The following is a 17,527-nucleotide window of genomic DNA, read 5'->3' as shown; positions in this document are numbered from 1 at the left end:
GCTAGAGCGTATCCCGTGCATCAACGTGAACGGAATACGCTCTACAGACCGGTTCGATGTGCTGCAGGTGAAGCTGAATTTGCCGGGGTGATATTGGTCTGCCTCTCGATTTGGTTTATTCCCTTGCAAGCGCGCCATCTTTGCCAAAGTTTTAGGGCGAAGATGAGGTGCCACGGTTTAATCATGGCCGCGACGCTGGCGCGTCCGCCCGGTTCGCGGCATAACGAGGCCGGTTTGAATACAACATAAATATATGGAGGTTCGCTTGTTCAGAACATCGTTATTGGCGCTCTCGGCCTTGTTCCTGACATCCGGCGCGGCGCTGGCGCAGCAAGGCAGCGCCGCCGCCGGCAAGGCGCTTTACATGCGCAATTGCAGCGGCTGTCACCTCGCCAGCGGCGCGGGCGGCGTGCATTTCGGTGACGCCGTCTCCGCCGATCTGCGCGCGCCGGGGCTGGAGACCACCTATCACCACAGCACGAAATTAATGTTACGTGCGATTTTGCAAGCACGTGACGAGGATGGCAAGCGGCTGGACCAGCCGATGCCGGCCTGGGCCGGCAAGATAACTCAGGCACAAGCTCTTGATATCATTTCTTATCTCAAGACCTTGCACAGCTGAGCGGGAACGCCCGGCCCGCCCCCGGCCCGCCCACGCCGGGGGGGGGTTTGCCCTGTCGACATCCAACATTAAATTTTTACAAACTAACCGCCATGAAAGGGGAATGCTCCCGGCCCCCTATTCGGCATACGCGAAGTCCAAGACCGCGTGAAAAAATATAATGGGAGGATCATCTATGAAGCTTGGTGTGAGGCGCGGATTAATGAGTTCCGCCGCTATTTTGGCTGTCTGGTTTCCGATGGCCGCGCATGCGCAGTCGGTCACCGACATGCAGGCGCAGATCGACCAGCTATCGGCACAATTGAAGGCGCTCTCAAGCAAATTGCAGACGGTTCAAACGCATGAGGCGCAGGAGCGCGCGGAGCAGGCCCGCCAGCGCGCCGCCGCCGCGCAACTGGCCTCGCGCCAGGAGCGTGATGAGGCGTTGGTCATTCAGCATAACAAGGCGGCCCAGGTCGCCTTGCAGGCGGTATCGCCCACCAGGGCGGAGCAGCGTGGCGTGGTCAATGATCAATATGTCACCAAGGGCGTCCTGCCCGGTTCGTTCCTGATCCCCGGCACGGATACCTCGATTCATGTTGGCGGTTTCGTAAATCTGCAGGCAGAATATAATGCCACGCAGAATCTGGGACCAAAATTCTCGATCGGTAATCTGCTGCCGAACAGCCCGGCGCGGCGGGCGACGCAGGGGGATTTCCAGTATAACAGCAAGGTCTCGCGGCTGGTCGTGCAGAGCAGCACACCCAGCCGGTTCGGCCCGGTCACCACGAATTTCGCTCTGGATTTTTATGGTTATGTCGCCGGTGGCGATTATAATCAGGCGCTGCAGAACAATTCTTACTCCGCACGTATCGTTTACGCCTTTGGTACGATCGGTCCGGTGACGCTGGGTATGCTCAACTCCAACTTCATCGATAATAACGACACGCCAGAGACCATGGATTTCGCCGGGCCTGCGGGTTTGCCGGCCGAGCGCACTGAGCAGATCCGCTACACCTGGCCTGTCAATAAGCAGAATATCCTCAGCTTTGCGGCAGAGAATCCGCAGTCGGGCTATCAGGATACGCGGGACAATATCGAGGTCGCCTCGCCGACCGAACCGATGCCCGATTTCAGCATACGATATCAATATACCAACGATCTCGTGCATGTGCAGCTCTCTGGCATCTTGCGTGACATAGCCTACTCAGACGGATTTGGCGACCGGACCAGTCACATGACCGGTGCTGCCATCATCGGTTCGACGGTCAATCTCGGTGCTTTGAACAAGGTCTTCGGCAAAGATAATATCGGTGGCCAATATTGGACGGGCTCCATCGGCCGCTATATTCCTGACGATTTCGGCGCCAATGTTGCCTCCGTGCTGGCGGTGAATAACGGTACAACGGGCACGCCGAAGACGCTTGGCACAAAGCTTCAGGATGATCAGGGCTTCACCCTGTATTACCAGCATTTCTGGATGCCGACATTGCGCTCGACCGTGGCGATTGGCTACAACCATCAAAATCTGGCGGCGTTCTTGCCGGCCGACACGGCAAACGCCGTGGCCACAAAGACGGTCTCGGCGAATATTCTTTGGCGGGCTGTGCCAAGTGCCGATATTGGTATTGAGTTCCTTCTGGGGCAGAAGCAGTTCCAGAAATCCACTGGCGTTCCGCCGAAAAATGCCGAGAAAATCCTGTTTGGTGGTACATGGCATTTCTGAAGAAACCGGAACGCCCGCAACATGAAGGCGGGGATTTTTCCATGGTAAGTAATTCGACGAGTGGCGGAGACATCGTCCTGGAAGGCGTCACGAAACGTTTCGTGACGCCGACGGGACAGGCGATGACCGCCATCCGGGATGTCAACATCAAGATTGGCGCGGGAAAGTTCTGCGCCATCGTGGGGCCCACGGGTTGCGGAAAATCAACCACGCTGACGCTGACCTCCGGGCTGGATACGTTGAGCGCGGGCACCATTCACGTAGCCGGCCGGCCAGTTATGGGCATCACGCCTGGCGTTGGCTTCGTGTTTCAGAACGATGCGTTGCTGCCCTGGAAATCCGTGATCGCGAATGTCGCCTTTGGTCCGCTGATGAATGGCATACCAAAGGCACAGGCGATGGAGAAGGCGAGGGAATGGTTGGCCACGGTCGGCCTCACCGGTTTTGAAAATCATTATCCGCATCAGCTCTCCGGCGGCATGCGCAAGCGCGTGCAGCTCGCGGCGACGCTGATTAACGATCCCTCGCTGCTGATGATGGACGAACCATTTTCAGCGCTGGACGTGCAGACGCGAGCGATCATGACCAACGAGCTGATGAATCTCTGGGAGCAGAGCAAGCCCTCGGTGATGTTCGTCACGCATGATCTGGAAGAGGCGATCGCCATTGCCGATCAGGTCGTGGTGATGACGGTCGGCCCGGCGACGGTGAAGGACGTGTTCGAGATCGACTTGCCGCGCCCGCGCGGCGCCATCCAGGATATCCGCTTTCAGCCGAGGTTTTTGGAATTGTACAAGTTGATCTGGAATTCGCTGCGCGAGGAAGTCGAGCGCTCATATGCGATGGCCGCGGCCAAAAGGGAGACAGCATGATGAACGGCGGACGCGACATTGATCTGGCGCTGCTCGCGAAACAGCGCGCGCAACGCTATCGCAACCTGGTGCTGTTGGGGCGGATCGGCACCCTGGTGATCTTCCTGGGCTTATGGCAGATCCTGACCGATCTCAAAATCGTCGATCCGTTCTTTTTCGGCTCGCCGATCGGGATCGTCAAGCGGCTGGGCGACTGGTTCGTCAACGGCACGGCCTATGGGTCGTTCTGGTACCAGATCTGGGTGACAATGGAGGAATCGATCCTCGGCTTTGTCTTCGGCGTGCTGGCGGGCGTGTTTTTCGGTGTGTTGCTGGGTGAAATTCCGCTGCTGTCGGATATCATGACGCCCTACATCAAGATGGTGAATGCGCTGCCGCGTATCGTGCTCGGCTCGATCTTTGTGATCTGGCTCGGTCTGGGGCTGCCATCGAAAGTGATGCTCGCGGCGGTTCTGGTGTTCTTTGTGGTGTTCTTCAACGCATATCAGGGGGTGAAAAGTGTAGACCGTAATCTCGTCGCGCATGCCCGCATCCTGGGGGCCTCAAGGCTTGACCTGGTCCGTCATGTTGTGGTGCCCTCCGCGACATCCTGGATTATCGCCAGCCTTCACGTCGCGCTTGGATTTTCCATCATCGGTGCGATTGTCGGCGAATTCCTCGGCGCGCAGCATGGGCTGGGGCTGGTGATCTCCACGGCCCAGAATAATTTCGATACCAACGGTGTGTTCGGCGCGATGCTCGTCATCGGCGTCATCGCGATCAGCGCCGAAGGCTTGATGGGGCTGGCCGAAAAACGTCTACTGGCTTGGCGTCCCGCCAGCGCCAATGACGGTGCAAGAAACTCGATCTAAATATAACCAAAGGAAACGACAAATGTTCAATAAGACGATGCGCAATGTGATGTTGGCCGCGACAGCGCTGGCGGCCGTGGCGGTCCACGCGCCGGCCGCGAAGGCCCAGGACGCGAAACTGCCGACCGTGACCATGATGATCGGCGGGATCGACAAGCAGATCTACCTTCCCTACCAGCTCGCGCAGGATCTTGGATATTTCAAAAAATATGGCGTGAATATGGTGCTCTCCACCGAGCAGGAGGGTGGCATCGGCGCCGAGGACGCGATGGTTTCCGGTCAGGTCGATTTTGCCGGCGCCTGGTATGTTCATACCATCGATTTCCAGCTGCACGGCAAGGATGTCGTGGACGTGGCGCAGCTGAGCGGCGCGCCTGGCGAGCGTATTCTCTGCGCCAAGGGCACGGATATTTCCTCGCCGGCGGATTGGAAAGGCAAGGCCATCGGTGTCACCGATCTTGGGTCGGGCACGGATGATCTGACGCTCTATCTTGCGGCGCGCTATCATCTCACCACGAAGGATTTTTCGCGCGTGGGTGTTGGCGCCGGCGAAACATTGATCAGCGCGCTGAAGCATAACCGCGTCGCCTGCGCGATGACCACGCAGCCGACCGTCAACGCCATTGAAACGATGAATGTCGGCTATCCGGCGATTGATCTGGCAACCACGGCGGGTGCGGAAAAATGGCTGGGTGGCGCGTGGCCGGCGGCCTCCGTGCTGGCGCGCGCCGAGTGGGTCAAGGCGCATCCGAAGGAAACGCAGGCGGTGGTCAATGCGCTCGTCGCAACCATGCATTGGATCGACACGCATAGCGCCGAACAGATCGCCGATAAAATGCCGACGGATTTCGTCTCCAGCCCGCTATCGACCAAAGCACAATATATCACGGCGCTGACCCAGGATAAGGGGCAATTCCTCCCCGATGGCATGATGCCGCAGGGTGGTCCGGAGAAGGTGCTCGACGTCGAGAAGCTCGCGGGGAAGATCACCGGGCCTGTCGATCTCTCGGCGACCTGGGATCCGACTTTCGTTGTCGCCGCCAACAAGATGTTGGGTGACGCGAAGTAAAACACTCAAAGGAAGAGGCGCATTAAAACCGCGCCTCTTTCGCTGTTTTCTATTGCTCAAATTTCCAATACGTCGGATTATGGAAAAAACATAATATGTGACGGAGGAAATTAACGATGTCTACCGCAGCTGCGGCACGAATCGCCGCGCGGCTCGACAGGCTTCCCGCGACGGGAGCCATGTGGCGCCTGGTGGCATTGATTTCGATCGGCGGCATTTTCGAGTTTTATATGGTCTTTCAGACAGGCTATCTCATGCCAGCAATGCGCGCGAGTGGCCTGTTTTCCGCGTCCAGCCTGGGGCCTCTCGCCGCACTTCGCAGTATTTCCATAGCTGGAGGTGCCAGCTATGTGTTTTCGCTTTTTATCGGGCTCTGGGTTGGTTCGCTTTGCCTCTCACCTCTGGCCGATTGGCTGGGGCGGCGGTCGGTCTTTACCGGTGCCATTCTGTGGTATTTGCTGTGCTCGGCGATCATGGCCCTACAGCATACGGGATTATGGCTGAATATCTGGCGTTTTGCCGCGGGGTTGGGGTTTGGCCTGCAGCTCGTTGTCATGGACGCTTATTTGGCGGAGTTGGTGCCGGCCAAATTCCGGGGTAGGGCGTTCGCCCTCAATCAGACCATTACATTTTCAATCGTTCCCGTCGTCGCCTTCCTGTCCTTGATATTGGTGCATCGTCATTTTGGCGGTTTGGAAGGATGGCGCGTTGTCGTGTTAATCGGTGCCCTCGGCGCGCCCGTGGCGCTTTGGCTTGGGCGCGTGTTGCCGGAAAGCCCGCGCTGGCTGGCGCTGAAGGGGCGTGAAAGCCAGGCGGAGGCGGTGATCACGCAGCTCGAAAGCGCCGCTCTCAAGGTTGTCGGGACGTTGGCGGCACCAGTCCCGGTTGTCCCCGAAAAAGCCGCGACCGGCCGGTTTGTTGAGCTGTTCTCGCCACGCTATGCTGAGCGCTCGCTGATGATGGCGATTTTTAATATTGGTCAAGTCGTTGGGTTTTATGGGTTTGCGGCCTGGGTGCCGACTTTATTGATGGCAAGAGGGATCAGCATCACCAATAGTCTGGAATATTCGATGCTGATCGCCCTGGCCAATCCCTTTGGTCCCATCTTGGTAATGTTGGTCGCCGACCGCATCCAACGCTCGACCCAGATTGTCATCGCGCTGTGTTTGATGGGCGCCTTCATGGTAGGCTTCGCATTGTCTGGCCGCCCGTTTGAAATTATCGGCTTTGGGATCGCCTTCACGCTGGCCTCCAACGCGATGTCGAGCGCCTTCCACACATATCAAGCCGAACTTTTTCCCACGCGTATGCGCGGTCAGGCGGTGGGGTTCGTGTATTCCTGGAGCCGCCTGTCCGCGGCATTCGCGGGTCTCGCTGTCGGTTATTTTCTCAGCGACGGCGGCGTGCCCGCCATCGCGGTGTTCATCGGCGTGACGATGGCGATTTCGATTATCATGGTTTTTGCCTTCGGACCGCGTACATTGGCCCAATCTTTGGAGGCGATCAGTCACTGATGCAGATTCTCTTGATCGAAGATGATGCGACCATGAGCGGTTTTCTGAAGGAAGCCTTGGTCGATGAAGGTCATGACGTCGCGGTCTCCGGCGATGGCCGCGACGGCCTGATGCTGGCCACGACAAGTCCCTTCGATGTGCTGATTATCGACCGAATGCTGCCTTATCTTGACGGGTTGAGTGTGGTTCAAGCGCTTCGGTCCATGCAGATCAGTACCCCGGTGATCCTCCTGACCGCCTTGGGACGTGTGGATGAGCGGGTGCGCGGCTTGCGGGCGGGCGCGGATGATTATGTCGTGAAGCCGTTCGAAATGGCGGAACTACAAGCAAGGATCGAGGCGGTCAGACGGCGGCGTGATATCAAGACGGATCCCAGCCAGCTTCGTGTTGGCGATCTTGTCCTGGACCGGCTCACACATTCCGCGCGCCGTGGCGCTTGCGAGATTTCGCTGAAGCCACGCGAATTCCGGCTGCTCGAATATTTGATGCTGCATGCGGACCAGGTTGTCACCCGGACGATGCTTCTCGAAGACGTCTGGGATTATCATTTTTTACCGCAAACCACATTGGTCGAATCGCATATCTGCCGGATCCGGCTGAAAATTGACCGTGGATTTTCGCGGGAATTGATCCAGACCGTTCGTGGTGCCGGATATCGTATCAGTGCGGGCACCGATACGTGACAGAGCCGAGGGTCAGGACCAACCTCTTTCGGATGGCGGGCTTTCGGCTCGCCGTTCTGGGAACGTTGTTTTCAACGATCGCCGCGATTATTGTTTTTGCGTTGATCTATAACGCCACCCGGATCGCCTCCAAGGAGGAGCTCGCGCCGATTATTGCGGGCGACCGGGCGGATGTTCTTTCCGATGCCATTTCAGATCGGCTGCCACTGGAGCAGGAACTCAGGCAGACGGTGGCGCACGCGCCGAGCCACACCTTCTATGCCCTGCTCGATGCACGCGGAAAGGTGTTGTTCGCCAATATCACCATGCCACCCGAGCCTACGGAATGGAGCACGATCACCCGGCTGACCGATCCACAAATGCCGCAGGGGGTGCAGCGGATCGACGGGATTGGCCGCGATCTGCCAAATGGTGGATTTTTGTTCATTGGCGAGGATGCCAGCGTCTTCGCGGCATTGAATAAGCGGGTCGCCGTCATTTTCGCGGTCGTGTTCAGCGCCCTGATCGGAATTGGCCTGTTGGCGAGCCTGCTGATCGCCGGGCATAGTCTGAAGCGCGTCCAGGCGATCAGCGATGCCAGCGTGGATATCATGACCGGCGATTTATCCCGGCGCATCGAAGCCTACGGCATTGACGATGAGTTGGATGTGCTCACCGAAGAGCTGAACCGCATGCTTGAGACGATCGAGCATCTGGTTGAAAATGCCCGCCAGGTGACAAATGATATCGCGCATGATCTGCGCTCGCCCCTGGTCCGGTTGCATGAATGGATCAAGCATCTATTGAAGCTCGATGCGGTTCGGAAAGACCCTGTTTTATCCTCGGGCCTTGAGGCGGCGCTGTCCCAGACAACGCTTATCATCTCGGTGTTCGTTTCGCTATTGCGCCTCGCGGAGGTGGAGGCTGGCTCCTTGCAGGGCGGCTTCACAGCATTGGATTTGAGCGCGCTGGTGACGAATATCTGCGACGAATTCAGTGCCGTCGCCATCGATGCCGGCCAGACTCTGCGCTGCGCGGCGGAGGAAAATTTATGCATCAGCGGCGATTCCGCCTTGCTGACGCAACTGATCGTCAATCTGGTCGAAAATGCCATCCGCTATGGTCCCGCGGGGGGGATCATCAATGTCACCCTGTCGTCGGATAAAAAAAGCTTGTTTCGCCTGGAGATCGCGGATCAGGGGCCAGGCATTCCGGAAGAGGATAGAGACCGCGTATTTCGCCGGTTTGTGCGACTCGATCAAAGCCGGAACACGCCCGGCCACGGGCTGGGTTTGCCCCTGGTCCGGGCGATCGCAAAATTGCACGGTGCTCAGATTACCCTGCTGGATAACCACCCAGGACTTATCGTACGGGTCGAGTTCCGGGGGTAGAGCGAGACGGGTTTACACCCCCCCTCGCTCTATTCATGTTTTGGCGAGCAATTTCATGCGTTTAAGGTGACGCAGGCGCGTTAACCTAAACGCCGATTCCTTAACGGAATGCCCTTTACGATACACGGCCGCATCATGCGCAAGCGGCGCCGCCTATCCGGCGAGTGACAAGGCGGCGGTGCGCAGATCCGCCTCGATGACGGTGGCGGTGCGCATATAATGTGCCTGTAGTAACGAAACCGCCTGCTCCTGGTTATGGTCCAGCACGGCCTGCAAGATCGCGTCATGCTCGGCGCTGACCTTGCGCACCCGGAACACCTTGCGGATGGAGATCGTCCGGTAGCGATAGAGCCGGTCGGCCAGCTGCATGCAGAAGCCGATCAAGGGCCGCGAGGCGCAGTTTTCGATCAGCCGATCGTGAAACGCCCGGTGCAGCACCTCCCAGGCCGGATTATCCTCGAATTGCTCGGGGTTGAGCGAGCGCGGTGTGCGGGCGAGGCGGTGATGCGCCACCAACAGCGCTTCCTCCCAGGCCGGGGTGGCGTTCTGCATCGACTCGCGCAGCGCCAGCCCTTCCACCCAGCAGCGCGTGCGGGTCAGCTCGTTCAACTCCTCCAGACTGATCGGCGTCACCGAAAAGCCGCGTTGCTCGCGGCCGATCACCAGCTCCTCGATGACCAGCCGGTTCAGCGCCTCGCGCAGCGGGGTCTGCCCGGTGCCGTACTGGTCCATCAGGAAGCGCAAGGAGAGTTTTTGCCCCGGCTCAAGCCGCGCGGCCAGAATATCATTCTTCAGCCGCTCATAGATGCTGGTGGCCAGCGTCGTGGCGTTGTCGGGGGGCTCTTTGGCTGGGTCAATCATGCTGTTGTTTATACACAAAGGTCTCAAACAAAAAAATTTATAAATTATTTGCGCGGAAGATTGTTTTGTGTATTTTGTCGGGCGAATGAATGAGGGGGAAATGGCAAAAGCCTGGTCAATCAAAGCCTGTGGCTGCGCGGGGGTGGATGTGCATTGCCATGTCGTGCCCGCCAGCTTTCCGGCCGCGCCGGCGGGGGCGCAGGCCGGCTGGCCCAGCCTGCGCCAGGATGGCTGCGGCCACGGCACGGTGATCATCGACGCCAAGCCCTATCGCACCGTCTCCGCCGCGTGCTGGGAGGCGCGCCGCCGGCTTGAGGATATGGACCGCATGGGCATCGCCGTGCAGGCGCTCTCGCCGATGCCGGAGCTGTTCAGCTATTGGCTCCCGGCCCAGGCCGGGGCGGCGCTGACCCGCCATGTCAATGATATGATCGCGGCGCTGCTTGGCGAAGGGCAGGGGCGCTTTGTCGGGCTGGCGGCGGTGCCCTTGCCGGATCTCGATCTGGCGGTCGAGGAGCTGCGCCGGATCATGGCCATTCCCGGGTTTCGCGGCGTCGAGATCGGCAGCAATATCAACGAAACGCCGATCGGCGATCCACGGCTGCGGCCCTTCTTCACCGAGGCCGCGCGGCTGGGGGCGGCGGTGTTCGTGCATGCGGTGCGCCCGGCGGGCATGGCCCGGCTGGTGGGCCCCGCGCCCTTGCAGCAGGTGCTCGGCTATCCCACGGATGTCGGGCTGGCCCTGGCGTCCGCGATCACCGGCGGCCTGGTCCGGGACTGCCCGGATCTGCGGCTGGGTTTCAGCCATGGCGGCGGCAGCTTCGCCGCGCTGCTGCCGCGGCTGCGGCGTGGCTATGAGGTGTTTCCGGCCCTGCGCGAGGCGCTGGAGGAATGCCCGTCCATCACCGCGCGCCGGCTTTACGTGGATTCCCTGGTGTTCGAGCCGGACTGGCTATCCCGGCTGGTCACGTTGTTCGGGGCCGAGCGGGTCATGCTCGGTACCGATTATCCGTTCAATTTCAGCGAGGCGGCGCCGTGCGATCAGGTCAACGCCGCATGTCCCGACGCGGATGTGCGCCAGCGCCTGATTCAGCGCAACGCGCTCGCTTTCCTGGCCATCGATGAGGTGCAAGATGCCGCCTGATTACCCCGTCGCCGCGCTCCGCAGCGTCGCACTTTCCACACCGGATCTGGAGACGGCCCGCGCCTTCTATACCCAAACCTGGCAGCTGGAGCTGGTGGCGCAGGCGCCCGGCCGCGCCTATCTGGCCGCCAGCGGCGATGATGCCTATGTGCTGGAACTGCGCGCCGGCGCGCGTGCGTCCTTGGATGTCGTCAGCTTCCGGGTGCGCGCCGTGGCGGATCTGCCCCGGCTGTACGAGGCTTGCGTGCAAGCCGGCTGCACCATCCTGCAACCGCCCGGACCGGACCATGGCCCAGCCGGCGGCACCCATTTCATCGTCCGCGAACCGCAAGGCTGCACGCTGGAATTTCTGCATGGCGATGCGCGCCGCGAAGGCGCCATCCGCCCCAACCGGCCGCTGCGCCTGGCGCATGTGAACATCAACAGCGCCGCGATCGAGGATTTGTCGCGCTTCTGGCAGGAGGTTCTGGGCTTTCGCCTGACCGACCGCTCCCAGGCCATGGCCTTCCTCAGCTGCAACAGCGACCACCACGCCATCGTGCTCGCGCAGGCGCCGGTGAACGGGCTCAACCATGTCGCCTTCCTGCTGCCGGATCTGGAATCGGTGATGCGCGGTGCCGGGCATGTGGTCGATCATGGCTGTGGCATCGGCTGGGGGCCGGGGCGGCACGGGCCGGGCGATAATGTCTTCGCCTATTTCGTCGGGCCGGATGATGTCGTGGTCGAATACACCGCCGAGGTGCTGCAGGTGGATGAGAGCTACCGCTTCCGGGGCCCGCAGGACTGGGTCTGGCCGCCCGGCCGTACCGATCATTGGGGCGTCGCCCCGCCCAAGACCGCCGCCTGCAAGGCCGCGCAACTCGCCATCGGCTTCGCCGATGCGCCTGGAATTAACGAGACAAAGGTGAAGTCGTGACCTACGCAGATGAGCTCTTCGATGTTGTGATTGCCGGCTTCGGCCCCTCCGGGGCGACGGCGGCCGGGCTGCTGGGGGCGCATGGCTTTCGCGTGCTGGTGGTCGAACGGCAGACGGAGGTTTATGACAAGCCCCGCGCGATCGCGCTCGATCATGAAATTTTCAGGCATTTCGACAATATGGGGGTGGCGGACGCGGTGCGGCCTTATGTCGCGCCCTTCACCGCCTCGCAGCATTTCGGCGCGCAAGGCCAGTTGATCCGCACCATCGACATGGTGCAGCCGCCTTATCCGCTGGGCTACACGCCCAGCATGGTCTTCACCCAGCCGCCGGTGGAGGCGGCGCTGCGCGCGCATGCGGCGGGTTTCGCCAATGTCAGCATCGTCACCGGCGCGGAGCTGATCGGCTTCGAGGAGCGCGGCGAAGAGATCCTTGCCACGCTGCGCGCGGAAGACGGCATGCAGCGCCAGATCCGCGGCAAATTCCTGCTCGGCTGCGATGGCGCCTCCAGTACCGTGCGCCAGCTGGCCGATATGGCGCTGCGCGACCTGATTTTCGATGAGCCCTGGCTGGTGGTGGATATACGCTGCGGCGACGCGGCGCTGGCCAAGCTGCCGCAATGCTCGGCGCAGTTCTGCGACCCGGCGCGGCCGACCACCTACATCATCGGGCCGGGCAATCACCGGCGCTGGGAGATCATGCTGCTGCCGGGCGAAAACCCGCGCGAGATGGCGGCGCCGGAGCAGGTCTGGCGGCTGCTGGCCGGCTTCATGGCGCCCAGCGAGGGCGAGCTGTGGCGCGCCGCCGCTTACCGCTTCCATGCGCTGGTGGCGCAAAGCTGGCGGCGCGGGCGCGTGCTCATCGCCGGGGATGCCGCGCACCAGCAACCGCCTTTCATCGGCCAGGGCATGTGCCAGGGGCTGCGCGATGTCACCAATCTGGTTTGGAAGCTGGAGCGCGTGCTGCGCGGGCAATCGCCGCTGGCGCTGCTCGACAGCTATGAGGCGGAGCGGCGCCTTCATGTCGAGACATTGACCGGCAAGATCAAGGCGATCGGCCAGATGATCTGCGAGCGCGACCCGGCGCGGGCGGCGGCGCGCGATGAAGATTTGCTGGCGCAGGGCGGCGGCGTCCCGCCGCATGTCACGCGCCAGGATATTGTGCCGCCGCTGGAGACCGGGCTGCTCGCGCCGCCGGGCAACCCAGGGCGCGGGCTGTTGTTCGTGCAGCCGCTGATCCGCCAGGCGGGCGGCGCCGCGCTGCTCGACAGGCTGACCGGCACCGGCTGGCGGCTGATCCTGGATGGCCGCGTGCTGCGGGTGCCGGATCTTGCCGCCCTGCTGACGCCGGCGGACGAGATCGGCCTGTACGCCATCGCCCCGGCGGGGGCGGCGCTGCCGGACGCGCTTGAGGAACAGGACGGCGTCATGGCCGCCTGGTTCGACCGCCATCAGGCCCAGGCCGTGCTGGTGCGTCCCGATCATTACGTCTTTGGCACGGCCGCGAACGCCCAGGCGCTGCCGGCGCTGCTCGCCACCTGCCGGGCGCAGCTCGCCTGCGCCGAACCCATCCACCAGGAAGTGAAACATGAAGCTTGCCACAGTTGAAATCGCCAATGCCCCGCATTGGGGCGTGATCGAGGGAGAGATGTTCCTCGATGTCGGCAGCGTCCTGCGGGCGCGTTATGCCGACCTCAAATCCGCCATCGCCGGCGGGCTGGACGGGGTGGCGCAAGCCCGCGCCCAGGCGCAGGCCACGAAGCTGGAGGCGCTGCGCTTCCTGCCGGTGATCCCCAACCCGGACAAGATTCTTTGCGTCGGCCTGAACTATGAGATGCACCGCCAGGAGACCGGGCGGCCGGAGGTTGCGCATCCCACCATCTTCGCCCGCTTCGCCAACAGCCAGATCGGCCATATGGCGCCGATCCTGCGGCCGAAACTCTCCAATGATCTCGATTACGAGGGCGAGCTCGCCGTCATCATCGGCACGCCCGGCCGCTATATTCCCCGTGCCGCGGCGATGGCGCATATCGCCGGCTATGCCTGCTATAATGATGGCAGCGTGCGCGATTTCCAGCGCCATACGATGCAGTTCACCCCGGGCAAGAATTTTCCCGATACCGGCGCCTTCGGCCCGTGGATGATGACCCCCGATGAGCTGGGGCCGCTGGCGGCGCTGCGCCTGCAGACGCGCCTCAACGGCGAGGTGGTGCAGGAGGCGCGGATTGAGCAGATGATCTTCGATATCGCCACGCAGATCGAATATTGCTCGCAATTCACCCGGCTTGAGGCGGGCGACGTGATCGTCAGCGGCACGCCGGGCGGTGTCGGCGCCAAGCGCAACCCGCCACTCTGGATGAAGCCCGGCGATGTCGTCGAGGTCGAGATCGACCGGCTCGGCATCCTGCGCAATCCGGTCGCGCAGGAGGTTTGATGATCTAGCCGCCGCGCCAGCAAACCGCCAGCGCGGCGGCACGTCCAAAAATAATGGGGAGACTAAAAATGAATGGTCCAAGCGAGGCCGGGCAAATGCCGGCAATCCCGACGCGCGCCTATCTGATCGTGGCGCTGCTGTTCGTGTTTCAGACGCTGAACTTCTTCGACAAGCTGGCCTTCGGCGTCTCGGGCGTGCCGATGATGCATGAATTCAGCCTCACCCCCAAGCAGTTCGGCTTGATCGGCGCGGCGTTCTTTCTATTTTTCGCGGTTGGCGGCACGGTGATCGGCTCGGTCTTCGTCGGGCGCTACCGGTCGAAATATATATTGCTGGCCCTCGCGGGGATCTGGACGGCGAGCCAGCTGCCGGTCGCCTTCACCCACTCCCTGCCAATCATCATCGCCTGCCGGTTGCTGCTGGGCATTGGCGAGGGCGCTGCGTTGGCCACGGCGATGACCGCCGCCTATGAATGGTTCCCGGACCATCGCCGCAACCTTCCCTCCGCCTTCATTCTGCAAGGCATCAGCGCCGGCTTTCTCATCGGCGGGCCGCTGCTCAGCTGGTTTGTCGTGCATGCCGGCTGGCGCTCCTGCTTCCTGGTGTGCGGGGTGCTGAGCCTGGTCTGGATGGTGCTGTTCGCGCTGATCGGGCGCGAGGGCCCGCTGGCCGGCCAGCACGCCGCGCCGGTGGCGCATGAAACCCCGTTGCCGTTTCGCCTGCTCTGGCTGGACCGCACGGTCATCGGCGTCATGCTCATCGCCTTTTTCGGCTATTGGGTCATCGGCATGGCCGCGGTCTGGCTGCCGCCTTTCCTGCGGCTGGGGCTGGGCTATGCGCCGCTGAAGGCCGGCTGGATCATCTCCGCCATCTACGTGATCCAGTCTCCGGTGCTCATCCTCGGCTCCTGGCTGACGCAGACGATGCGCCAGCGCGGCTGGAGTGCCCGCATCTGCCTGGGCTGGAGTTCGGGCCTCGCCATGCTGGTGAGTGGCGCCGCCTTGCTCGTGGCGGTGCAAAGCCCCGCCGGTGTGATGCAGACCTGCTTCCTGGCCATCGCCTTTTCCGTGCCGAGCCTGACGACGATTTTCGGGCCGGTGATCCTCGCCGCGATCGCGCCGTCCCGTCAGCGCGCCCGGCTGGTGGTGGTGATCATCTCCGCCACCTCCATCTCCGCGTTCTTTTCCACCTTCATCAATGGCTGGATCATCGGCGCCTACCCGGGCAATGCGCCGCTGGGCTTTGCCATCGCCTTCGGGCTGGGCGGGGTGATTCTGCTCGCCGGCGGGCTGGCCAGCTTCCTGCTGCTGTTTCCCGAAGCCAGTGCGGCGCGCTTCGCCGCCTATCGGCAGGCCCGCGATACCGGCGCCGTGTTTGAGCCTTCCTCATTCGCCCGCGCCAAGCCCTGATCCAACGAATATCTCAAATCCAACATAACAAGGGAGGTTTCCAATGAAGACAGGATTTCGTTTCTTGCTGGCCGGCATTGGCCTGGCCGCGATGTCGCTGCCCGCCGAGGCAGCGATGGTCGGCAGCAATCCGGAATATCCGGTGGGCAATACGCTCGGCCAGCCGACGGGCCTGCTGCCGCCGCCTGGCGTGTATCTCACCTTCAAGCCGAGCTACACCCAGTCCCGCCCGGTGAACGGGGACGGCCATTTCACCGGTGCCCATGCCAATATCTGGGGCGCCACCGGCTCGTTCGCCTACATTCCCGACATCCGGATCTTCGGCGCCCGCTATGGCATGTTCATCCGCTCGATCGGCTGGCTGAATGTCAGCCTCACCACCCCGCGGGCCGCCGGCGGCAAGACCTTCAACCGCACCGGCCTGGTCGATACCGAGTTCACGCCGCTGTCCTTGAGCTGGGATCTCGGCCATCATGTCTTCTTCGATGCCGATTTCGGCTTCTACCCGCCCAACGGCCAGTACAGCGACACGGCCAAGGTAAATACCGGGCAGAATCACTGGACGATCGAGCCGGACATGTCCGTCAGCTGGCTGCCCGCCCCCTACCAGTTCACGGTGCACGCGACGCTGGACAAGAATTTCGAGAACAGCGCCACGCATTACACCAATGGCACGACGATGGATTGGGACTTCACCGCGATGCGCGGCTTCGGCCCCTGGTCGATCGGGCCGGTCTCGTATTTTTACAAGCAGATCACAGCGGATTCCGGCCCCGCGGCGCTCAATGGCGGGTCCCCGGAATCCTTCGCGCTGGGGGCGGATGTCGCCTATCAGGGCAAGGGCTACAAGATGAACATGTTCTTCACCCATGACGTCTATGCCCGCAATGTCGGCGAGGCCGGCAAGGTCGTGCTGACATTGAGCGTGCCGCTGATGTAGCCCCCTTGGCGCATCGGGCCCAACGCCCGATGCGCCAAACCCAAGCCGCGCGGCAGCGCGCCCTAAGTTTTTTGGTTTTGGCAGGCAACTTTCTGATCCTGACTGAGTCCGGTCAGGGTCATCTTGCTCTCGGGCCGGCGGATTTGCGAAACCGCGCGGTTCAACCAGGCGAAATCGGCGCTCTCCTTAGAGCATCAAGTTTTTAGCTTGACGCTCTAAATTTTGTTTTAGCGAGCCATGCCATGTGTCTAGGCTTTGCCACCGCGCCGCCGCCAGGCCTTCCTCGAATTAACAAATCATCCAGATTGAGACAGGATTTTTCCGCGACGTGCGGCTGCCCCTGGTGCCAGGCGGTCAGCCGCACCATGTGAGCTTCACCTCTCTGACGCGGCGCGCCGGCGGCAGAGCAGCCCCTGTGTTTGCCCATCAAAAGAGATCCATGCCCGAGACTTTGTCCCTGCTCCGGTTTCTGCTGGAGGCACAACCTGGCAGCGTTGCCTTGCTCAGCGTCACCGCGACCTTCGGCGGCGGCGCGCGGGCGGTTGGCGCGCAGATGGCGGTGCGGGCGGATGGCGCGGCCTTCGGCACGCTCTCCGGCGGTTGTGTCGAGGCGGCGATCATCGGCGAGGCGCGGCGGGTGATCGCAAGCGGCCGGCCAGAGAGCATTCGCATCGGCCAGGGCTCGCGGATGATGGATCTGCGCCTGCCCTGCGGCGGCGGGATGGATGTTCTGATCACGCCGCTGGCGGATTTCGCCCCGCTGCGTCAGGCCCACGCGGCCTTGCAGGCCCGCCAGGAGGTCACGCTCCGCCTCGCCCCGAAGGCGGCCTGGCTCTCATCGAAGGCGATGCCGGCACCGGCTGGGCGGGGCCAGCGTTCCAGGTGGCGCTGCGCCCGGCCTTGCGGCTGGTCATTGCCGGGCAGGGGGCGGAGGCGCTGGCGCTGGCACGGCTGGGGGCGGCTTTCGGGGCCGGGCTCTGCCTGCTCAGCCCGCGCCAGGAGATGCTCGACGCCGCCGCGGCGCTGGGGGCGGAGGTCCTGCTCTGGACGGATCGCCGCCACCCGCCCGCGCTGCGGGCGGATCGGCACAGCGCCATCGTGCTGCTGTTTCACGACCATGAATGGGAGGCGGGGCTGT

General features: G+C 62.1%; 16 protein-coding genes and 1 pseudogene. 16 read left to right on the top strand and 1 reads right to left on the bottom strand.

The window, feature by feature from the left end; translation table 11 throughout:
* Positions 1-265: 265 nt before the first annotated feature.
* The 8 genes from MXAZACID_RS08045 to MXAZACID_RS08010 all read left to right on the top strand — a co-directional run bounded on the left by MXAZACID_RS08045 (position 266) and on the right by MXAZACID_RS08010 (position 8,686).
* Positions 266-622: a cytochrome c gene (locus MXAZACID_RS08045; RefSeq protein WP_240376559.1), complete on the top strand. Its 357-nt coding sequence runs from the start codon at positions 266-268 to the stop codon at positions 620-622.
* A 202-nt stretch (positions 623-824) separates the two neighbouring features.
* Positions 825-2,327 (top strand): DcaP family trimeric outer membrane transporter, encoded by a 1,503-nt coding sequence (locus MXAZACID_RS08040; RefSeq protein WP_008493743.1) that lies wholly within the window; start codon positions 825-827, stop codon positions 2,325-2,327.
* On the top strand, positions 2,315-3,199 hold the full coding sequence (locus MXAZACID_RS08035) for an ABC transporter ATP-binding protein (RefSeq protein ID WP_008493742.1): 885 nt from the start codon (positions 2,315-2,317) through the stop codon (positions 3,197-3,199). The genes MXAZACID_RS08040 and MXAZACID_RS08035 overlap by 13 nt, the downstream gene beginning before the upstream one ends.
* 68 nt (positions 3,200-3,267) lie before the next feature.
* Entirely contained in the window at positions 3,268-4,050 is a 783-nt protein-coding gene (locus MXAZACID_RS08030; RefSeq protein WP_371137076.1) for an ABC transporter permease, read from the top strand.
* Between the two features lie 22 nt (positions 4,051-4,072).
* Positions 4,073-5,119 (top strand): ABC transporter substrate-binding protein, encoded by a 1,047-nt coding sequence (locus MXAZACID_RS08025; RefSeq protein ID WP_008493740.1) that lies wholly within the window; start codon positions 4,073-4,075, stop codon positions 5,117-5,119.
* Between the two features lie 116 nt (positions 5,120-5,235).
* On the top strand, positions 5,236-6,633 hold the full coding sequence (locus tag MXAZACID_RS08020) for an MFS transporter (protein ID WP_008493739.1): 1,398 nt from the start codon (positions 5,236-5,238) through the stop codon (positions 6,631-6,633).
* The gene (locus MXAZACID_RS08015) at positions 6,633-7,316 is read left to right on the top strand and encodes a response regulator transcription factor (RefSeq protein ID WP_008493737.1); all 684 of its coding nucleotides are present in this window, start codon (positions 6,633-6,635) and stop codon (positions 7,314-7,316) included. The genes MXAZACID_RS08020 and MXAZACID_RS08015 overlap by 1 nt, the downstream gene beginning before the upstream one ends.
* A 32-nt stretch (positions 7,317-7,348) precedes the next feature.
* Positions 7,349-8,686, top strand: a complete 1,338-nt coding sequence (locus MXAZACID_RS08010; protein ID WP_008493736.1) for a sensor histidine kinase KdpD — start codon at positions 7,349-7,351, stop codon at positions 8,684-8,686.
* A gap of 153 nt (positions 8,687-8,839) precedes the next feature.
* Here MXAZACID_RS08010 and MXAZACID_RS08005 read toward each other — a convergent pair whose 3' ends face one another.
* Positions 8,840-9,547 carry a GntR family transcriptional regulator gene (locus tag MXAZACID_RS08005; protein ID WP_008493735.1) on the bottom strand — a complete coding sequence of 236 codons (708 nt, stop codon included), beginning with the start codon at positions 9,545-9,547 and terminating at the stop codon, positions 8,840-8,842.
* 100 nt (positions 9,548-9,647) lie between these two features.
* Here MXAZACID_RS08005 and MXAZACID_RS08000 point away from each other — a divergent pair, with 100 nt between their 5' ends.
* The 8 genes and pseudogenes from MXAZACID_RS08000 to MXAZACID_RS20060 all read left to right on the top strand — a co-directional run.
* Positions 9,648-10,691, top strand: coding sequence for an amidohydrolase family protein (locus MXAZACID_RS08000; RefSeq protein WP_008493734.1), 1,044 nt, complete (start codon positions 9,648-9,650; stop codon positions 10,689-10,691).
* Positions 10,681-11,607 carry a VOC family protein gene (locus MXAZACID_RS07995; RefSeq protein ID WP_008493733.1) on the top strand — a complete coding sequence of 309 codons (927 nt, stop codon included), beginning with the start codon at positions 10,681-10,683 and terminating at the stop codon, positions 11,605-11,607. The genes MXAZACID_RS08000 and MXAZACID_RS07995 overlap by 11 nt, the downstream gene beginning before the upstream one ends.
* Complete coding sequence (locus MXAZACID_RS07990) at positions 11,604-13,214, top strand: bifunctional 3-(3-hydroxy-phenyl)propionate/3-hydroxycinnamic acid hydroxylase (protein WP_008493732.1); 1,611 nt, start codon at positions 11,604-11,606, stop codon at positions 13,212-13,214. Before MXAZACID_RS07995 ends, MXAZACID_RS07990 begins: the two co-directional genes overlap by 4 nt.
* Positions 13,195-14,040 (top strand): fumarylacetoacetate hydrolase family protein, encoded by an 846-nt coding sequence (locus MXAZACID_RS07985; protein ID WP_008493731.1) that lies wholly within the window; start codon positions 13,195-13,197, stop codon positions 14,038-14,040. Before MXAZACID_RS07990 ends, MXAZACID_RS07985 begins: the two co-directional genes overlap by 20 nt.
* Before the next feature lie 68 nt (positions 14,041-14,108).
* The gene (locus MXAZACID_RS07980) at positions 14,109-15,449 is read left to right on the top strand and encodes an MFS transporter (RefSeq protein ID WP_008493730.1); all 1,341 of its coding nucleotides are present in this window, start codon (positions 14,109-14,111) and stop codon (positions 15,447-15,449) included.
* Between the two features lie 43 nt (positions 15,450-15,492).
* A complete protein-coding gene (locus MXAZACID_RS07975; RefSeq protein ID WP_008493729.1) occupies positions 15,493-16,389 on the top strand; it encodes a transporter in 897 nt (298 codons plus the stop codon).
* Positions 16,390-16,828: 439 nt separating this feature from the next.
* Positions 16,829-17,002 (top strand): annotated as a pseudogene (locus MXAZACID_RS20470) (XdhC family protein); the annotation flags it as partial.
* Positions 17,003-17,271: 269 nt separating this feature from the next.
* Positions 17,272-17,527: hypothetical protein (locus MXAZACID_RS20060; protein ID WP_039884791.1), on the top strand; the 256-nt coding region annotated here is incomplete at its 3' end.

This window comes from Acidocella sp. MX-AZ02 (assembly GCF_000306035.1).
GTDB classification, from domain to species: Bacteria; Pseudomonadota; Alphaproteobacteria; order Acetobacterales; family Acetobacteraceae; genus Acidocella; species Acidocella facilis.
The sequence above is the reverse complement of the archived record's forward strand: the minus strand, read 5'-3'. Positions and strand labels throughout refer to the sequence as shown.

Coding starts and splice junctions, on each gene's coding strand:
- MXAZACID_RS07985 (WP_008493731.1), top strand. CDS start 13,195: ATGAAGCTTGCCACAGTTGAAATCGCCAATGCCCCGCATTGGGGCGTG.
- MXAZACID_RS08035 (WP_008493742.1), top strand. CDS start 2,315: ATGGCATTTCTGAAGAAACCGGAACGCCCGCAACATGAAGGCGGGGAT.
- MXAZACID_RS08040 (WP_008493743.1), top strand. CDS start 825: ATGAGTTCCGCCGCTATTTTGGCTGTCTGGTTTCCGATGGCCGCGCAT.
- MXAZACID_RS08005 (WP_008493735.1), bottom strand. CDS start 9,547: ATGATTGACCCAGCCAAAGAGCCCCCCGACAACGCCACGACGCTGGCC.
- MXAZACID_RS07995 (WP_008493733.1), top strand. CDS start 10,681: ATGCCGCCTGATTACCCCGTCGCCGCGCTCCGCAGCGTCGCACTTTCC.
- MXAZACID_RS08020 (WP_008493739.1), top strand. CDS start 5,236: ATGTCTACCGCAGCTGCGGCACGAATCGCCGCGCGGCTCGACAGGCTT.
- MXAZACID_RS08010 (WP_008493736.1), top strand. CDS start 7,349: ATGGCGGGCTTTCGGCTCGCCGTTCTGGGAACGTTGTTTTCAACGATC.
- MXAZACID_RS07980 (WP_008493730.1), top strand. CDS start 14,109: ATGAATGGTCCAAGCGAGGCCGGGCAAATGCCGGCAATCCCGACGCGC.
- MXAZACID_RS07975 (WP_008493729.1), top strand. CDS start 15,493: ATGAAGACAGGATTTCGTTTCTTGCTGGCCGGCATTGGCCTGGCCGCG.
- MXAZACID_RS08015 (WP_008493737.1), top strand. CDS start 6,633: ATGCAGATTCTCTTGATCGAAGATGATGCGACCATGAGCGGTTTTCTG.
- MXAZACID_RS08025 (WP_008493740.1), top strand. CDS start 4,073: ATGTTCAATAAGACGATGCGCAATGTGATGTTGGCCGCGACAGCGCTG.
- MXAZACID_RS08000 (WP_008493734.1), top strand. CDS start 9,648: ATGGCAAAAGCCTGGTCAATCAAAGCCTGTGGCTGCGCGGGGGTGGAT.